17 protein-coding genes are annotated in these 17484 nt (G+C 72.3%); 8 read left to right on the top strand and 9 right to left on the bottom strand.

Annotated elements, in window-relative coordinates; all coding sequences use genetic code 11:
• Positions 1-41: 41 nt before the first annotated feature.
• The 5 genes from AC1DX8_RS05125 (at position 42) to AC1DX8_RS05105 (ending at position 5867) form a co-directional block, all read left to right on the top strand.
• Entirely contained in the window at positions 42-1508 is a 1467-nt protein-coding gene (locus AC1DX8_RS05125) for an ABC transporter ATP-binding protein (protein ID WP_477628835.1), read from the top strand.
• On the top strand, positions 1505-2623 hold the full coding sequence (locus AC1DX8_RS05120) for an ABC transporter permease (protein ID WP_477628834.1): 1119 nt from the start codon (positions 1505-1507) through the stop codon (positions 2621-2623). The genes AC1DX8_RS05125 and AC1DX8_RS05120 overlap by 4 nt, the downstream gene beginning before the upstream one ends.
• Positions 2620-3885 (top strand): ABC transporter permease, encoded by a 1266-nt coding sequence (locus AC1DX8_RS05115; protein ID WP_477628833.1) that lies wholly within the window; start codon positions 2620-2622, stop codon positions 3883-3885. The genes AC1DX8_RS05120 and AC1DX8_RS05115 overlap by 4 nt, the downstream gene beginning before the upstream one ends.
• Positions 3886-3972: 87 nt before the next feature.
• A complete protein-coding gene (locus tag AC1DX8_RS05110; protein WP_477628875.1) occupies positions 3973-4371 on the top strand; it encodes a cytidine deaminase in 399 nt (132 codons plus the stop codon).
• A gap of 206 nt (positions 4372-4577) precedes the next feature.
• Positions 4578-5867 (top strand): thymidine phosphorylase, encoded by a 1290-nt coding sequence (locus AC1DX8_RS05105; protein WP_477628832.1) that lies wholly within the window; start codon positions 4578-4580, stop codon positions 5865-5867.
• On the opposite strand, the gene AC1DX8_RS05100 is transcribed toward AC1DX8_RS05105, so the two are convergent.
• Together AC1DX8_RS05100 and AC1DX8_RS05095 are read right to left on the bottom strand one after the other, a co-directional pair.
• Entirely contained in the window at positions 5848-6879 is a 1032-nt protein-coding gene (locus AC1DX8_RS05100; RefSeq protein WP_477628831.1) for an alpha/beta hydrolase, read from the bottom strand. The two genes, AC1DX8_RS05105 and AC1DX8_RS05100, sit on opposite strands and share 20 nt — an antisense overlap.
• A gap of 84 nt (positions 6880-6963) precedes the next feature.
• Positions 6964-7563 carry a TetR/AcrR family transcriptional regulator gene (locus AC1DX8_RS05095; protein WP_477628830.1) on the bottom strand — a complete coding sequence of 200 codons (600 nt, stop codon included), beginning with the start codon at positions 7561-7563 and terminating at the stop codon, positions 6964-6966.
• A 101-nt stretch (positions 7564-7664) separates the two neighbouring features.
• On the opposite strand from AC1DX8_RS05095, the gene AC1DX8_RS05090 reads away from it, so the two are divergent.
• Positions 7665-8030 (top strand): cupin domain-containing protein, encoded by a 366-nt coding sequence (locus AC1DX8_RS05090; protein WP_477628829.1) that lies wholly within the window; start codon positions 7665-7667, stop codon positions 8028-8030.
• Positions 8030-9202 carry an adenosine deaminase gene (locus AC1DX8_RS05085; RefSeq protein WP_477628874.1) on the top strand — a complete coding sequence of 391 codons (1173 nt, stop codon included), beginning with the start codon at positions 8030-8032 and terminating at the stop codon, positions 9200-9202. The genes AC1DX8_RS05090 and AC1DX8_RS05085 overlap by 1 nt, the downstream gene beginning before the upstream one ends.
• Positions 9203-9205: 3 nt before the next feature.
• Here the strand turns inward: AC1DX8_RS05085 and AC1DX8_RS05080 are convergent, their stop codons facing one another.
• A complete protein-coding gene (locus AC1DX8_RS05080) occupies positions 9206-10030 on the bottom strand; it encodes an RDD family protein (protein WP_477628828.1) in 825 nt (274 codons plus the stop codon).
• Positions 10031-10052: 22 nt separating this feature from the next.
• Between AC1DX8_RS05080 and AC1DX8_RS05075 the strand changes: the two genes are divergently transcribed.
• The gene (locus AC1DX8_RS05075; RefSeq protein ID WP_477628827.1) at positions 10053-11048 is read left to right on the top strand and encodes a stage II sporulation protein M; all 996 of its coding nucleotides are present in this window, start codon (positions 10053-10055) and stop codon (positions 11046-11048) included.
• A gap of 45 nt (positions 11049-11093) precedes the next feature.
• Here the strand turns inward: AC1DX8_RS05075 and AC1DX8_RS05070 are convergent, their stop codons facing one another.
• From AC1DX8_RS05070 to AC1DX8_RS05045, 6 genes are all read right to left on the bottom strand, one after another.
• A complete protein-coding gene (locus tag AC1DX8_RS05070; RefSeq protein WP_477628826.1) occupies positions 11094-12386 on the bottom strand; it encodes a DUF58 domain-containing protein in 1293 nt (430 codons plus the stop codon).
• The gene (locus AC1DX8_RS05065; RefSeq protein WP_477628825.1) at positions 12386-13495 is read right to left on the bottom strand and encodes an AAA family ATPase; all 1110 of its coding nucleotides are present in this window, start codon (positions 13493-13495) and stop codon (positions 12386-12388) included. Before AC1DX8_RS05065 ends, AC1DX8_RS05070 begins: the two co-directional genes overlap by 1 nt.
• Positions 13492-14796, bottom strand: a complete 1305-nt coding sequence (locus AC1DX8_RS05060) for a DUF4350 domain-containing protein (RefSeq protein WP_477628824.1) — start codon at positions 14794-14796, stop codon at positions 13492-13494. Before AC1DX8_RS05060 ends, AC1DX8_RS05065 begins: the two co-directional genes overlap by 4 nt.
• Complete coding sequence (locus AC1DX8_RS05055) at positions 14793-15440, bottom strand: DUF4129 domain-containing protein (RefSeq protein WP_477628823.1); 648 nt, start codon at positions 15438-15440, stop codon at positions 14793-14795. Before AC1DX8_RS05055 ends, AC1DX8_RS05060 begins: the two co-directional genes overlap by 4 nt.
• A complete protein-coding gene (locus AC1DX8_RS05050; protein ID WP_477628822.1) occupies positions 15437-16675 on the bottom strand; it encodes a DUF7847 domain-containing protein in 1239 nt (412 codons plus the stop codon). Before AC1DX8_RS05050 ends, AC1DX8_RS05055 begins: the two co-directional genes overlap by 4 nt.
• Before the next feature lie 180 nt (positions 16676-16855).
• Positions 16856-17482 carry a uridine kinase family protein gene (locus AC1DX8_RS05045; protein ID WP_477628821.1) on the bottom strand — a complete coding sequence of 209 codons (627 nt, stop codon included), beginning with the start codon at positions 17480-17482 and terminating at the stop codon, positions 16856-16858.
• Between the last annotated feature and the right edge of the window lie 2 nt (positions 17483-17484).

Below are 17484 nucleotides of genomic sequence, written 5' to 3'. Positions count from 1 at the left end.
CGGCCGTCGAGCTGGAGGGGATCACCAAGCGGTTCCCGGGGGTGGTCGCCAACAAGGACATCACCTTCTCGGTGCGCCGCGGCACGGTCCACGCGATCGTCGGGGAGAACGGCGCGGGCAAGTCCACGCTGATGAAGATCCTGTACGGCGTGCAGCGCCCCGACGAGGGCACCATCAAGGTCAACGGACAGGTCGTCAACCTCCACTCGCCGTCGGACGCCATCGCGGCCGGCATCGGCATGGTCTTCCAGCACTTCATGCTGGCCGACAACCTCACCGTCCTCGAGAACGTCGTCCTCGGCGCGGAGAAGCTGCACGGCATCGGTGACGGCGCGCGCCGCGAGATCAAGCGCATCTCCGATGCCTACAAGCTCGACGTCGACCCCGACGCGCTCGTCGCCGACCTCGGCGTGGGCGCCCGCCAGCGCATCGAGATCCTCAAGGTGCTGTTCCGCGGGGCCAAGACCCTGATCCTCGACGAGCCGACGGCGGTGCTCGTGCCCCAGGAGGTCGACGAGCTGTTCGACCAGCTGGCCGAGCTCAAGGACGAAGGGCTCACCGTCCTGTTCATCTCGCACAAGCTCGACGAGGTGCTCAGGGTCGCCGACTCCATCACGGTCATCCGCCGTGGCACCACCATCGACACGGTCGACCCCGCGTCCGTCAACGCCCGGCAGCTCGCCGAGCTGATGGTCGGCTCCGAGCTCCCGTCCCCCACGACCGAGGAGTCCACCGTCACCGACCGCGTGCTCCTCCGGCTCGACGACATCGTCCTCGGTGGGGGCACCGGCCGCCCGATCCTCGACGGCATCTCCCTCACCATCCACGCGGGCGAGGTGCTCGGGATCGCCGGGGTCGAGGGCAACGGCCAGGCCGAGCTCGTCGAGGTGATCATGGGGATGCGCGAGCCGAGCTCCGGCGAGGTCTTCCTCGGTGACACCGACATCTCCGACTGGCACGTCCGCGAGATCCGTGAGGCCGGGGTGGGCTACATCCCGGAGGACCGGCACCGCCACGGCCTGCTCCTCGAGGCGCCGCTGTGGGAGAACCGGATCCTCGGCCACCAGACCGAGTCGCCGAACGTGAAGGGCCAGCTCATCGACGCGGCCGCGGCGAAGGCCGACACCGAGCGGATCGTCAAGGAGTACGACGTCCGCACCCCGTCGATCTTCGTCACCGCCGGGTCCCTCTCGGGTGGCAACCAGCAGAAGCTCATCATCGGCCGGGAGATGAGCCACGAGCCCAAGGTCCTCATCGCCTCGCACCCCACCCGTGGTGTCGACGTGGGTGCCCAGTCGAGCATCTGGGACCACATCCGGGCCGCCCGTCGCAAGGGACTGGCCGTGCTCCTGATCTCTGCCGACCTGGAGGAGCTGATCGGCTTGTCCGACACGATCCGTGTCATCCTGCGTGGCCGCCTCTCCGGTGAGTTCGACCCGGACCACGTGACCGCCGAAGACCTCGGTGCGGCCATGACCGGCGCCGGTGAGAAGGAGCAGACGGCATGACCCGCCTCAACCCACGCCGGATCGTGATGAGCCTGGCCGCCCCCGTGCTGGCGCTGGTGGTCGCGTTCGTGGTGACCTCGCTCGTGCTGGTCGCCGTCGGCGACCCCGTGGGAGAGGTCTGGAAGACGATCCTCGCGGTGCCCAAGCCCCGGCAGACCGTCAACATCATCAACGCCGCGTCGGTCTTCTACCTGTCCGCCATCGCGGTCGCGGTGGGCTTCCGGATGAACCTGTTCAACATCGGGGTCGACGGCCAGTACCGCGTCGCAGCCTTCGCCGCAGCGATCTTCGCCGGCCAGGCCTGGCTCCCCGGGTGGCTCAACGTCATCGTCGCCATCATCGTCGCCATGGTGGCGGGCGGGCTGTGGGCCAGCATCGCGGCATACCTCAAGGTGAAGCGCGGCGTCTCCGAGGTGATCTCGACGATCATGCTCAACGCCATCGCCACCGGCGTGGTGAGCTGGCTCCTGCTCAAGGTCTCCAGCCGCGGAGAGGGCTCCAACAGCATCGAGACCAAGACGATCCCCGAGTCCTCGCAGCTGCAGGGCTTCAAGCTGATCCCCGGCGCGACCAACCGCGTCTACACGTTGCTGATCCTGGCCGTCCTCGTCGGCCTCCTCTACTGGTTCGTCCTGGGGAAGACCCGGTTCGGGTTCGACCTGCGGGCCACCGGTCGGTCCGAGAGCGCCGCGGTCGCGAGCGGGGTGAACGTGCCCCGCATGGTGATGACGGCGATGATCGCGTCGGGTGCCCTCGCCGGGCTCGTGGGCATGCCCCTGCTGTTCGGGCAGGACCACAACTACGGCACGACGTTCCAGTCGGGGCTCGGGTTCGCCGGCATCGCCATCGCCCTGCTCGGGCGCAACAACGCGGTCGGCATCGGTTTCGCCGCGCTCCTGTGGGCCTTCCTCGACGTCCAGTCCAATGCGCTGCAGATCCAGGCCAACGTGGCCCAGGAGCTGGTCAACATCATCCAGGGCGTCATCCTCTTCGCCGTCGTCATCGCCTACGAGCTGATCCGCCGGGCTGACAAGCGCATCGAGCAGACGAGGGTCGCGCGCGAGCTGGCGGCCCAGCGAGAAGCCGCCCCCGCCACGGAAGGAGCCCCGGCATGAGCGCCGCAGGACTCGAGGTCGGCAGGGAGGCCGTCGTCGACCGCCCGAAGCGTCGTCGGTTCGGCCTGCGCGAGTGGTCCATCGTGGCCGTCGGTGCGATCGCCGTCATCTCCGTGCTGCGCCTGGTGACCGGCGCCGACGACATCGCGTCGTCCGGTGCCCTCGCCGCGGCCATCGGCCTCGCCGTGCCCATCGGCCTCGCCGGTCTCGGTGGCCTGTGGTCCGAGCGGGCTGGTGTGGTCAACATCGGCCTCGAGGGCATGATGATCCTCGGCACGTGGGGAGCCGGGTTCTTCGGCTACCACATGGGCCCGTGGGCCGGCGTCCTCGGCGCGATCGTCATGGGCATGCTCGGTGGGCTGATCCACGCCGTCGCCACGGTGACCTTCGGGGTCGACCACATCGTGTCGGGTGTCGCCATCAACATCATCGGCCTCGGTGTCGCCAAGTACCTCGCCGCCCGGTTCTTCAACGGGCTCCCCGGTGGTGGGCCGACCCAGTCGCCGACCATCGACTCCCTGCCGGACTTCACGATCCCCGGGCTGTCCGACGGGTTGGGCACCGTGGAGAAGAAGGACTGGTTCTTCGTCAGCGACGTCGCCGCCATCCTGCGCGCCCTGTGCACCCACGTGTCGGTCCTGACGATCATCGCCGTGCTGCTCTTCGTCGCGACCTGGTGGGTGCTGTGGCGGTCCGCGTTCGGGTTGCGGCTGCGGTCCGTGGGCGAGTCCCCGGTGGCGGCGGAGTCGCTCGGTGTCAACGTGCTCCGCTACAAGTTCCTCGCCGTGATCGTCTCCGGCGGCCTCGCCGGGCTCGGTGGAGGTTTCCTGGCCCTCGTCGCGGCCAACATCTACCGCGACGGCCAGACCGGTGGCCGCGGCTACATCGGCCTCGCCGCGATGATCTTCGGCAACTGGCGTCCGGGCGGACTGCTGACCGGTGCCGCGTTGTTCGGCTACACCGACGCCGTCCAGCTCCGCGGCGGCGCCACGGTGCACGCGTTCCTGTTGCTGTTCGCGGTGCTGCTCGTCGCCGTCGGCGTCTGGCAGATCGTCCGCAACCAGCGAGTGGTCCATGGCGGTCTCGCGATCGTGATCGGCGTCCTCGTCGGCTGGTGGTACTTCGCGGTCGACGCCGTGCCGGCCGAGCTCACCGGCACCACCCCCTACGTCACGACGTTGCTGGTCCTCGCCTTCGCCTCACAGCGGTTGCGCATGCCTGCAGCCGACGGCCAGATCTACCGCAAGGGCGAGGGCAGCTAGGTGTCCACTGACCTCGGGTCCGAGCAGGGGGAGGGGTATGCCGCGCAGCCCGCTGCGCCGCATACCGCACCTCCCGCTCCGGAAGACGTGGACTGGGAAGCCTTGCGCGCCAAGGCGATCGAGATCATGGGCAAGGCCTATGCGCCGTACTCGCACTTCCCCGTCGGGGTGGCCGGCATCGTCGACGACGGCCGCGTGGTCGCGGGCTGCAACGTCGAGAACGCCGCCTACGGCGTGGGGTTGTGCGCCGAGTGCGGCATGGTCTCCGCGCTGCACGCGACCGGTGGCGGCAGGCTCGTCGCGGTGTCGTGCGTGGGTGGCGACGGCCAGCCGCTGATGCCGTGCGGTCGCTGCCGACAGCTGCTCTGGGAGAACGGCGGGCCCGAGTGCCTGCTGCTCACTCCCGAGGGTGTGCTGCCGATGAGCGAGGTGCTGCCGCAGGCCTTCGGTCCCGACAACCTGACCGCGGCCCACCACCCCGCCTGACCCCGCCGGATCCCGCTCGACCCCGCCTGACCCCGCCTGACCCCGCCCGACCCCGCCCGCGGAATTCGGCCAATCGCCCGGTTCTCCCGGGCTCTTCGCCCCGCGCAGCCCGTGAAGTCGGCCCATGGGCCGGGTCCAGCCGGGGGCCAACGCTCCACCCGGGGCACGGATGGTCGGGCCGGTCGTGGGTCTGACACGATGGCCCCATGAGCGAAGCCTTCGATGCCGTCGACGTCATCATCGCCAAGCGGGGCAAGGGCGAGCTGTCCGATGCGCAGATCGACTGGGTGATCGACGCCTACACGCGCGGTGCCGTCGCGGACGAGCAGATGTCGAGCCTCGCGATGGCGATCCTGCTCAACGGCATGAACCGGCGCGAGATCTCCCGCTGGACCGGCGCGATGATCAACAGCGGCGAGCGGATGGACTTCTCGGGCCTGTCGCGCCCGACCGCCGACAAGCACTCCACCGGTGGCGTGGGCGACAAGATCACGCTCCCGCTGGCGCCGCTCGTGGCAGCCTGCGGCGTCGCGGTGCCGCAGCTCTCAGGTCGTGGCCTCGGCCACACGGGCGGCACCCTCGACAAGCTCGAGTCGATCCCGGGCTGGCGGGCGGCAATGAGCAACGAGGCGATGATGAAGCAGCTCGAGGACGTCGGCGCCGTCATCTGCGCCGCGGGCGACGGACTCGCCCCGGCCGACAAGAAGCTCTACGCCCTGCGTGACGTGACCGGCACCGTCGAGGCGATCCCGCTCATCGCGTCGTCCATCATGAGCAAGAAGATCGCCGAGGGCACGGGTGCCCTGGTGCTCGACGTGAAGGTCGGCAGCGGCGCGTTCATGAAGAACGTCGACGACGCCCGCGAGCTGGCCCGCACGATGGTCGACCTCGGCACCGACGCCGGGGTGAAGACCGTGGCGATGCTGACCAACATGCAGGTGCCGCTCGGCCTGACCGCGGGCAACGCGATCGAGGTGCGCGAGTCGGTCGAGGTGCTGGCCGGTGGCGGGCCGGAAGACGTCGTCGAGCTGACCCTCGCGCTGGCCCGCGAGATGCTCGCGTGCGCCGGACGCGAGGACGTCGACCCTGCCGATGCCCTCAAGGACGGCCGCGCCATGGACGCGTGGAAGGCGATGATCCGCGCCCAGGGCGGAGACCCCGACGCCCCTCTCCCGGTGGCCAAGGAGAGCCAGGACGTCCTGGCCCCGGGCGACGGGGTGCTGACCCAGCTCGACGCCCTCAAGGTCGGCATCGCCGCATGGCGCCTCGGCGCCGGACGGGCCCGCAAGGAGGACCCGGTGCAGGCCGGCGCCGGCGTCGAGATGCACTACAAGCCGGGTGCCACGGTGCGGGCCGGAGAGAAGCTGCTGACCCTGCACACCGACACCCCGGAGCGCTTCGAGCGCGCCCTGGAGTCGCTGGACGGGGCGTTCACCATCGCCCCCGAGGGCTCGCGCCCCGACCTGCTGCCGCTGGTCATCGAGAAGATCTCCTGACCCGGTCGGCCGCCGCAGCAGCGAAGGACGACACCCGCTCGACGACCTCGGGGCTCCAGAGCACCCGACGGTGACCGCGCCCCTCGGTGACAAACAGGCGTGCACCGTGCCACGCGCTCGTCACCCGCACGGCGCCGGCGAGCGGTGCCTCCCGGTCGCCGCGGTCGTGGACCACCAGCAGGTGGGGCAGCGAGGGGTGTCGAGCGGCCATGGTCAGCAGGTCGAGCTCGGCCACCGGTGTGCCCACGCGACGTTCGGCCCGGCGCACCATCACCTCCTGTGACCGGGGGCCCACCCCGAGCGCCCGGGCGAAGACGGGCAGCATCGCCTCGACCCCGTCCGGTGGCGCCACGAGCACGAGGGAGTCGGGTCGCACCCCGAGCCCGAGGGCATGGACGGCGGCAAGGCTTCCGGCGGAGTGGGCCACGACGAGCGTGGGGCGCCCGAACTCGGCCACCACCGCCGCCAGCCCCTCGGCCATCTCCACGAAGGTGGTCGAGCGTCCACCGTGCACCCCCGGCCCGGAGTCGCCGTGGCTGGGGGCGTCGAAGGCGACGACGCACAGGCCACGGGCCACCAGCGGCTCGACGTGCGCGCCGAGCTGCTGCCACCAGCCGCCCCACCCGTGCACGAGGTATGCCGTGGGGTTGCCCCAGTCGCCGTACACCCGGCCGCGGACGGTCCCGTGGGCCCAGCGGACCGAGAAGGGCTCACCGCCGCGAGGGGTGCGGGCCGAACGAACCGCCTCCGCCGGGCTGGCCGGCAACCGGAACCACAGGTGCTCCGCGACGAGCCCGCCCAGCTCGGGCGAACGTCGTTCCAGCGTCGCGAACAGCTGCCGGACGGCCGGTGACCCGGGCAGGCCGGTCGCTGCGACGACGGCCTCGGTCCCGCTCGGGGAGGTGCGCAGGGCCGGCCGGGACGGGCGGATGCGCAGGACCGGCCGGGACGGGCGGACCGGCAGGGCCGGGTGGGACGGCAGGGCGGGGTGGGACGGCAGGGGCGCGGCCACGGGGGAGCGCCGCGCGGGACCAAAGAAACGATCGATCGTGCTTTTCTGAACCGACATGACGAGACCTCTCCTGGGGGTGGGTGATCAGGCGCGGATGTGGTCGAGCAGGCGCTCGAACGCGTCCCGGGTCCGTCGTTCGGCGGCCGGGTCGCGGAGCAGGCGAGCAGAGAAGTTGTAGCCCAGGACGATGGCGAGCAGGTCGTGGGCGAACGCGGCGGGGTCGGCCGAGTCGGAGAACTGTCCCTCGGTCATGCCGCCACGGACGATGGTCTCGATGGAGTCGAGCAGGTCGCGCTCGATCTGCACGACCTTGCTGCGGACCGGCCCCTCGGGTTCGTCGTCGAACTCGCTGGCCACCGAGACGAAGATGCACCCGCCGGGCAAGGCGTAGTCGGCGTAGCCGCCCCACCCGAGCCAGCGGTCGAAGAGGGTGCGCAGCCGCGGCTCGCCCCGGGGTTCCTTGAGGGCGGGCCGGACGACGAGCTGGGTGAAGGCCTCGGCGGCGTAGTCCATGACAGCGGACTGCAGCCCCTCCTTGGACCCGAAGTGGGCAAAGAGCCCGCTCTTGGACATCTCCATCGCGTCGGCGAGCCCGCCGATGGTGATGCCGCGCAGGCCGAGCTGGCTCGACTGCGCCAGGGCGACGCGAAGCACCGAGTCGCGGGTCTCGTCTCCCTTGCTCATGGAGCCAATAAAAGCACGACCGTTCGCACCAGGCAAGGGCGTCAACGATCGGTGTGCCCCGCCGTCCGGTCCGGCCCGACCCCCAGCACTAGGCTGGGCGGGTGCCTGAGCTGATCACGAACCCCACGACCATTCCCGTCCCCGGCGGCAAGATCATCGCCGAGCACGTCGGCCGGGTGAACACCGGCACCGAGGCCGTCTCGGTGGCCCACATGAAGGCCCCGGCCGACTGGACCGAGCCGTTCCAGGCGCCGGACTTCGACGAGATCACGCTCGTCGTCTCGGGTGCGGTCCTCGTCGACCACGACGGCGGCCAGCTGCGCGTCGAGGCGGGCCAGAGCGTCGTGACCCGCGCGGGCGAGCGAATCCGCTACTCCACCGGCTCCGAGGGTGCCGAGTACGTCGCCGTCTGCCTGCCCGCGTTCAGCCCGGAGACCGTGAACCGCGACGAGGAGGAGGGCGCGTGATCTTCGGCCGCAAGGAGTCCAAGGACGCCGACACCTCGAGCCTGCAGAGCCAGGTCCTGCGCGCCCCCAAGGCGCTGCTGCACGACCACCTCGACGGTGGGCTGCGCCCCGAGACCATCGTCGAGATCGCCGACCAGGTCGGGTATGCCGGGCTGCCGGCGTCCGACTCCGACAGCCTGGGCGCGTGGTTCAGGGAGAGCGCCGACTCCGGGTCGCTGGTGCGCTACCTCGAGACCTTCGACCACACCCTGGCCGTCATGCAGACCGCCGAGGGGCTGCGCCGCGTCGCGCGGGAATGCGTGCTCGACCTAGCCGCCGACGGGGTCGTCTACGCGGAGAGCCGCTATGCCCCCGAGCAGCACCTCTCCGCGGGGTTGGCGCTCGAGGACGTCGTCGAGGCCGTGAACGCCGGGTTCCGGGAGGGTGAGGAGCTGGCCGCCAAGGCGGGCACCCCGATCCGGGTGACGGCGCTGCTGACAGCCATGCGGCACGCGGCCAAGAGCACCGAGATCGCCGAGCTCGCGGTGCGCTACCGCGACCAGGGAGTCGCCGGGTTCGACATCGCCGGGGCCGAGGCGGGCTTCCCGCCCACCCGGCACCTCGACGCGTTCGAGTACCTCCGTCGCGAGAACGCCCACTTCACGATCCACGCCGGGGAGGCGTTCGGGCTCCCGAGCATCTGGGAGGCGATCCAGTGGTGCGGCGCCGACCGGCTCGGCCACGGCGTCCGCATCGTCGACGACATCACCGTCGGCGACAGGGCCTTCGGCGACGACGTCGCGGCGGCGATCGCCGCAGACACGGACGACGTGCACCTGGGCCGGCTCGCGGCATACGTGCGTGACACCCGCATCCCGCTCGAGATGTGCCCCAGCAGCAACGTCCAGACGGGCGCCGCGGAATCCGTTGCGCTGCACCCGATCTCGCTGCTCAAGCGACTGCGTTTCAGGGTCACCGTCAACACCGACAACCGGCTGATGAGCGGCACGTCGATGTCGCGGGAGATGGGCCTGCTCGTCTCGGACGCGGGGTGGACGATCGACGACCTGCGCTGGGTGACCATCAACGCCATGAAGTCCGCGTTCATCCCGTTCGACGAGCGGCTCGCCATCATCGAGGGGATCGTGAAGCCCGGCTACCTCGCGCTCGAGCAGCCGACCGTGCCGGTCTGAGCCTCAGCGGTCGAACGGGTCCGGGGGGAGCAGCCGGGCGAGGCGCTGGTCCTCGCGAGCCAGCCGCTCGGCATCGCGACGACGCCGGTCTGCGATGACGGCGGCGAGGACGTACTCGGCATGGAACCCGGCCGGTGGCGGGGGTGAGACGTGGGGGAGGACTGAGCGCAGCAGGGTCTCGCCCAGCGCCTGGCGCGAGGCGGGGTTCAGGCCCTGGGCGCGCCCCAGGAACTGTCGGACGGCGATCGCCAGACCGGGCGGCAGGGCGGCCAGGTCGGCGCCCGCCGCCCACTGGGCCAGGGGCGGAGGCATGACCGGTGGGGGGAGCAGTCGCAGCGACGCCCGCTGCGACACGACGTAGGTGCCCGCCGCCATGTCGCCGAGCCGCTTGGCCCGCGGGCTGATCAGCGCCGAGACCAGGGCACCGGAGCCGAGGAGCAGGTAGATCTCGGGCCACCCGACCAGCGCCCGTGTGAGCGCATGACGCGCCGTGATGGGGCCGCCGTCGTCGCGGACCACCCGGAGCCCGAGGGCGAGCTTGCCGAGGGTGCGTCCGCGGGTGAGGGTCTCGACCACCGCGGGGAGGGCCACGGTCACGCCGACGACCAGCAGGATCGACATGGTCCGGGCCACGGCCGACGAGGTGCCGCCGAAGACGACGCCGACGGCCATGGCGCCGACCACCAGGACCACCAGTGCGACGAGCAGGTCGATCATGCCGGAGGCGGCCCGGGAGGGCACCCCGGCGATGGGCAGCTCGACGGCGACCCCTTCGCCCGTCACCATGTCGTCGCCCGCGTAGCTGCGGTAACCGGCCCCCGTGCTCATGGCCGAAGCATAGAGTGGCGCCGTGGACCTGGATGCGTATGTCGCCGCACGCAGCCGGCACTGGGGGCGCCTCGAGGAGCTGGCCAAGCGACGTCGCCTGACGGGCGCGGAGGGCGACGAGCTGCTCGACCTCTACCAGCGGGTCTCCACCGACCTGTCGGTCGTCCGGTCGGCGACCCCGGACCCGTCGGTGGTGGCGTACCTGTCGATGCTGCTGACCCGTGCGCGCGTCAGCATGGTGGCCACGCGGACCAGCACGTGGTCCGACGTCCTCGGGTTCTTCACCCGGACGTTCCCCGCAGCCCTCTACCGCACCCGCTGGTGGTGGGTGAGCACGGCCCTGTCGAGCGTGCTCGTCATCGCCCTCGTCGCAGCGTGGACGCTGCGGCACCCGGAGGTCTACACGAGCCAGCTCACCCCGGCCGAGATCAACGCCTACGTCGGCACGGACTTCGAGCACTACTACAGCGAGTTCCCGCACCACGAGTTCGCGACCCTGGTGTGGGTCAACAACGCCTGGGTCGCGGCCCAGTGCATCGCGCTCGGCGTGCTGGGTCTGCCGGTCCTCTACGTGCTGTTCAGCAACGTGCAGAGCGTCGGGGTGATCGCTGCCCTGATGATGGCCAACGACCGCACCAGCCTGTTCTTCGGCCTGATCCTCCCGCACGGGCTGCTCGAGCTCACCGCCGTGTTCGTCGCCGCTGCCGTGGGCCTGCGGCTGTTCTGGTCCTGGGTCGAGCCCGGGCCACGCACCCGACTGCAGGCCTTCGCCGCGGAGGGCCGTACCGCCGTGGCCATCGCGATCGGCCTCGTGGCGGTGCTGCTGGTCAGCGGCTCGATCGAGGGTTTCGTCACGCCGTCCGGGCTGCCCACCTGGGCGCGGATCGGTATCGGCGTGGTGGCCGAGTCGACCTTCCTCGTCTACGTCTTCGTGGTCGGCCGCCGCGCCCACCTCGCGGGGGCCACGGGTGACCTCGACGCCCGCGACGTGGGCGACCAGGCGATCGTGGCCACCTGACCTGCAACCTGAGCACCCCAGAGGGCGCCCAGGTTGCAGGAAGGGTCAGAGCAGTCCCTGCCGCTTGAGCATGAGGTAGTGGTCGGCCAGCCGGATCGGCAGCAGGTCGGGCGGCTCGTCGAGGACGTCGACGCCGAGGCTGGTCAGGGCGGCCGCCGTGCGCCGGCGCAGCGCCGTGGTGCGTTCGGCGGCGGCCGCGTCGTAGACCTCGGCCACGGTCGTGCGAGTGGTGCGCATCCGGCCGACCGCCGGGTCGGCGACCGACGCGACGACCACGCGGTGGTGGGCGCTGAGGGAGGGCAGCACCGGCACCAGCCCCTGCTCGATGGCGGAGGACTCGAGCGGCGTGAGGAGCACGACGAGGGCACGCTGCGTGCCGAGCCGGCGGATCTCGGTGGCCAGCAGCCCCCAGTCGGCCTCGATCAGCCTGGCCTCGACGGGGGCGAGGGTGCTGATCGTGTCGTGCAGCAGCGTGGCCCGGTCGCTGCCCCCGACCCGGGCCTGCACCACCCGGTCGCCGGCCAGCAGCTGCACCCGGTCGCGGGCGTGACCGGCCAGCGCGGTCAGGAGCAGGGCGGCATCCATGGCGGCGTCGAGCCGCGGCGCGTCGTCGACGCGCCCCGCCGACGTGCGCGAGGTGTCGACGACGATGACGATGCGGCGGTGCTGTTCGGGCTGCCAGGTGCGGACCACGAGGTGCTGGCGCCGCGCGGTGGCGCGCCAGTCGATGCTGCGCACGTCGTCGCCGTCCACGTACTCGCGCAGGCTGTCGAACTCGGTGCCCTGTCCGCGGGTGCGCAGCGCGGCCCGGCCGTCGAGCTGGCGGAGCACCGCCAGCCGGCTCGGCAGGTGCTTGCGGGCCGGGAAGGGGTGCAGGGTGCGAAGGCGGCCGGCCAGCTCGAAGGAGCGTTGTCGGGCGGCCAGCCCGAGGGGGCCGGTGGAGCGGACCGTCACGCGGTGCGCGGACCGGTCACCGCGGCGCGTGGGGTGCATCGCTGTCGTGATCCGCACCCGTTCGCCGGCGGGGACGTCGAGGGAGTGCCTCGTGGCCTCGGCCCCGGCCGAGGGCGGCCACGCGTCGCGGATCGCGCCGCGCACCCTGCGACGGCCCCCGTTGGTGACCAGGACCGAGGTGCTGGTGCCCTCGCCGAGGCGCACCTGACCGGGACCTTCGCGGGTGAGGGTGAGTCCGCGCGGCGACGACGCGAGCAGGACGTCGAGCCCGATGAGGACGATCATCACGACCCACCACCAGCGCACCGTGTCGCCGTGCGGCCACACGGCGACCGGCACCAGCCCCAGGAGGGCCAGCGCGACGGCGCGGTAGGTCAGGGACATCAGCGCGGGACCGGCACCGCTCCGAGCGCGCTCTCCAGGACCGCTGTGACGCTGACGCCTTCGAGCTCGGCCTCCGGACGCAGCGAGAGCCGGTGCGCGAGGGTCGCGTGGGCGAGCGCCTTGACGTCGTCCGGGGTGACGAACCCGCGACCGTTGATCCAGGCCCACGCCCGCGAGGTCGCCATGAGCGCGGTGGCCCCGCGGGGGCTCACCCCCAGCGCGAGTGACGGCGAGTGCCGGGTGGCCCGGGCGATGTCGACGATGTATGCCGTGACCTCGTCGGAGATCTCGACGGTGCGGACCGCTGCGGCGCCGGCTGCGAGGTCTGCGGCGGAGGCGACCGGACGAAGTCCCGCGGAGCGCAGGTCGCGGGGGTCGAAGCCGGTCGCGTGCCGACGCAGGACGTTGATCTCGTCCTCGCGCGGGGGGAGGGGCAGGGTCACCTTGAGCAGGAACCGGTCGAGCTGGGCCTCCGGCAGGGGGTAGGTGCCTTCGTACTCGACCGGGTTCTGGGTGGCCGCGACCATGAAGGGCTGCGGCAGCGGGTGGGCCCGGCCGTCGACGCTGACCTGGCGCTCCTCCATCGCCTCCAGCAGCGCGGACTGGGTCTTCGGGGGAGTGCGGTTGATCTCGTCGGCGAGCAGCAGGTTGGTGAAGACCGGTCCGGGGCGGAAGGTGAAGTCGCTGTTCGCGGCGTCGTAGACAAGAGAGCCGGTGAGGTCGCCGGGCATCAGGTCGGGGGTGAACTGCACCCGCTTGGTCTCCACGTCGAGGGCCGCCGCGATGCTCCGCACGAGGAGGGTCTTCGCGACGCCGGGCACTCCCTCGAGCAGGATGTGACCCCGCGCGAGGAGCGCCACGAGCAGGCCGGCCACCGCTGCATCCTGGCCGACGACCGCCTTGGCCACCTCGGCCCGGACGGCGAGGAGCGCCGCGCGCGCGTCGGGTGCAGCGGCCGGGGGTCCACCCGTCGACGACGGCGGCACGACGGCCGGTGCCGTGGCTGCGGTGGTGGCACCCGCGGCGTCGGGTCCGGCCGCGGGGGCGTCGGTGCCCACGGACTCCCCTGGTGGAGCCGGCGGCGGTGGGAACTGGTGCTGGTCGGTCATGACGTGCGGACCCTCTCCTCGAGATCGGCCAGGGCGTTGGCCAACGTGTGCAACTCGACATCGGTGGTGGGCGGCGGCCCGGTGAGCAGCGCCGCGACCTGGGCGGGCGGCATACCGGAGGCGGCTGCGGCAGCAGCCTGCACCGCGTCGACGGCGTGGGGTGACAGCGCAAGCCTGCGGGCGAGGCGCTCGGTGCTGCCGAGTCGCAGCACGGCGGCGGCGCGCCCACGGTCGCGGGCACGGCGGTAGATCCTGCCGCGGCTCTCGGTGGTCTCGACCGCGCGGACGACGACCGGCAGCGGCTCGGTGGCCAGCGACCCCATGCGGCGACCGCGGACGAACGCGAGCACGAGCACGGCGGTGCCGAGCATGACGGCTCCCGGGGCGAGCCAGTCGGGCCAGGGTGATGGGCCACCGGTGCCGCTCTCGCTCGCGACGTCAGCGATCCCGGGCTGGTACCAGACGAGTCGTGGGGAGTGCCCCATGGCGCGAACGGCCAGGCCGGCGTGCGACTCCTCGCCGACCCGACGGTTGGTGAAGGCACTGCCGATGCCGACGGCCACGACCTCGGGGTGGCTCGCACCGGCCGGCACGACGGCCAGTCCGGCCCCGAACCCGAAGTCGCCGGGCGCAGGGTCGTCACCGCCGCGTGGGTTGGGCAGCGCGAAGCACAACGTCGCGGCCGGCCCGCCGCCACGCTGGACGGGCACGAAGCGGGTGTCGACCAGGGCGGCGGTGTCGTCGGCGCGCGCGACCGTCGTGCGGCAGCCGGCCGTGACCGTCGTCTCGGTGCCCGCGCCGGTGGAGGTGAGGGGCAGGTCGAGGGAGGCCAGCTGCTCGGCCGTGGGCGCGACGAGGACGAGCCGGTCCGCCCCGGAGGTGACCTCGCGCAGGAGCTCGGTGGTGTCGCTGCCGAGGTAGGCGGGGTTGCCGACGACCACCGTGGTGCCGGAGCCCGGAGCTGCGTCGGCGAGCGCGTGGGCGGAGCGGACGACCTCGACGGCGACCCCGTGGTCGCGCAACACCTCGACGAGTGCCTTGCCGCCCATGGGTCCGGCGTCGTCGGGGTCGAGGACCTGGTCGGGCGCGGTCGTGGCGAGGGCCATGGCGACCAGGGCCGACACCCCCACGGCGACGACGAGCCCCCACACCGCTCGTCGACGCAGGCGGGTGGCGCGGTCAGCCCGGGGGAGCGGTCCGCCGAGGGTGGGGGTCGCCGCGTGCGCGGCGGGAACGGACGGTGTGATGGGAAGGGTCGTCGTGGCGGGGCGTGTCGTGGGGGCGGGCGTGGCTGGGGTCACGATCCCACCAGCTCACCCAGGACCGGCCTCGCGGCCAGGACGGTGGCGTCGAGCTCGGCGGTGGCCGTGGCCAGGGCCTGGGTGGTGCGGCGGTGGCCGTAGCGCACGGCGTCGAACTCCGTGGCGCTCGCGGCGAGGGAGGCAGCCTGGGCAGGGAAGACCGGGGCCAGCGCCAGGGCGACCTCGTGCGCGGTGCGTCCGGGCAGGTCCGTGAGCAGCGTCCGCTCGACGGCAGAGGTGGCCAGCGCCCGGTAGCTGTCGAGCAGCACGGCGTCCCAGTCGCCACCGGCCTTTGCTGCGCGGGCGCGGGCACGGTAGTCGGCGGCGCTGAGCCCTTCGTCGTCGAGGACGGCCCGCCCGGACCGGCCGCGGCGGGTCGACGGCTCGGCGCGGACCAGGCGCAGGATCACGAGCGCGGCCACCGCGAGGACCACGGCCACCACGAGGGCGGCCCCCCAGGCGGGGATCAGCCCGGCCCCCGGCTGGCCGCTGACCAGGTGCTGCAGCCACTCGACGAACCGCTGCCAGAGCGAGGGCTCCGTCGTGTACCGACCCTTGGCGAGCTCGTCGAGCACCCACTGCCTGGCCTGGGGGGAGCTCGGGTCGAGCGGTGGCCCGGCGAACGGGGTGGTCGGACTCGTCATCTCGCGGCGGTGGCTCCCGGCCACTGACGTGCGGCGTCGGCCTGGGCGGCGGTGATCAGCTGCACGTCGAAGCCCTCACGGCGGATGCGCTGGTCGACGTAGAGCAGGGCGTCCACCCCGGCGGTGAACGGGGTCGTCAAGGCGCCGGTGATCAGGCCGGACACCCCCGCCACGATGGCTTGGAAGACGTAGACGTTCCCCGGGTCACCCGAGGCGACGATGCCGACCCCGCCGATGATGCCCAGGGGGACGGCCAGGATCTGGGCCGCGACGCCCACGATGATGCTGGTGAGGAAGCGGATGCCCAGGACGCGCCAGAACTGGCTCCCCGACGTGAGCCGCCAGGAACGGGTGATGCCCTCGCCCACGCCGACCTTCTCGAGGACCACGGCGACCCCGACGAAGGCCAGGCGGGTGGAGAGGAACAGGACGAGGACGATCGCGACCAGGGCCGCGACGACGGCGAGCAGGATCGCCCCCACGAGACCCGAGTTGTCGGACGCCGTGGCCGCCCCGACGACCGCGATCACCGGCAGCACGAGGACCGCGGTGAGGGCGAGCAGGATGGCCAGCCCCGTGACGATGGTGGCGCCCACGAGGGGGATCAGCCGACCACGCGTGCCTTCCCAGGTCTGTCCGGCGGTGACCTTGCGTCCCATCACGGCCTGGCTGATGACGAAGGCGACGAACCCCGTCAGGAGGATGGCCGACCCTGACGTGCCCAGCGAGGGGACGACCGATCCCAGGGTGCCGGCGACCGGGAAGAGGGTCTGGGTGGACTCGAGGTCGAGGGACTCCTGTGAGGCCACCCAGGCACCGAGCGCCGTGGTGGGGACGAGGAAGATCAGCGTGGTGACGAAGGCCAGACCCATGGTCGCGGCGACGTTGCCACGGATCGCCTTGATCACGGCGCCGTAGAGGTCGCCGAGGGCGAGTGGTCGCAGCGGGATGACCCCCGGCCGGAACTCCATCGCCGGGTGGGCTCCCCACGGCTGGCCCGGGACCGGGGGCCCGGAACGGCCCGTCGCGGAGCCGGGCGGGAAACCATGCGGGGAGGGACCGGGCGGGAAACCCTGCGGCGCGGAGCCGGACGGAGGCGCGGCCTGCGGGGGGTATGCCGGGTGCCCACCGGACGGGGTGGCCGGCGATGGGTATGCCGGGTGCCCACCGGACGGGGTGGCCTGCGGTTCCACGGGCCCACTGGTGCCGGGTGCCACCCACTGCGGGTCGGTCATGTGCGTACTTCCCCCTCGCTGACGTGCTGGCACCCTAACCGACGGACGTGTCGTCCGGGCGCCGAGCCGCGAGAATCCGCGAAACGGTGGTTGCGCCACAAAACGGGCTCCAGAGACCCCGTTTTGTAGCGCAACCACCGTTTTGCGAGGAGGGGTCGCTCGACCTGGGGCGGTCTTGGGTCAGCGGGCCAGGGCGGACAGCAGCGGTTCGAGGTCCTTGGCCCGCGCGGAGACCGCTCCGAGCGCCTCCTGCCGGGCCACGACGCGCGGTTCGTCGCGCATGAGGGCCAGGCCGCGACGCACCAGTGTCCACGGTGGCTTGCGGTGCTCGGACAGGTCGCGCAGCAGCCGCCAGACGAAGGTCACCAGCCGGTGGTGGTGGACGCAGTAGGCGCCCGCCAGCAGCCCGCGGTCGCGCAGGTCGCCGATGATCTCGGCCGCGAAGATGCCCTCCGCCAGGACCAGGTCGTGCGGGTCGGCGCGCACGGTCCCGGTGTCGACCGCCCGGCTGAGGGAGATGTCGTAGACCGGGGTCTCGACCTCGCCCGTGGCGACCAGCGTGCTCAGGGCGTCGACGGCCGCACCACCGTCCCAGGAGTCCGGGTGGTCCCAGTCGACGATGCCCAGCTCCTCGCTGCGCGGCATCGCCGGGTCGTCCTCGTTGCGGTAGAAGTCGTCGAGCCGCACGATCGGCCAGCCGTGCGCGCCGTGGAGCCGGGCAGCCAGCCGGGACTTGCCCGCGCCGCTGGGACCGGCAAGGACGACCACCCGGGCGGTGGTCGTCGCGTCCGGTGAGGGGATCGGCAAGG

The organism is Pedococcus sp. P2_A3, from assembly GCF_056405035.1.
Note: the sequence above shows the minus strand (reverse complement) of the source record. Positions and strands in the feature narration are given on the sequence as shown.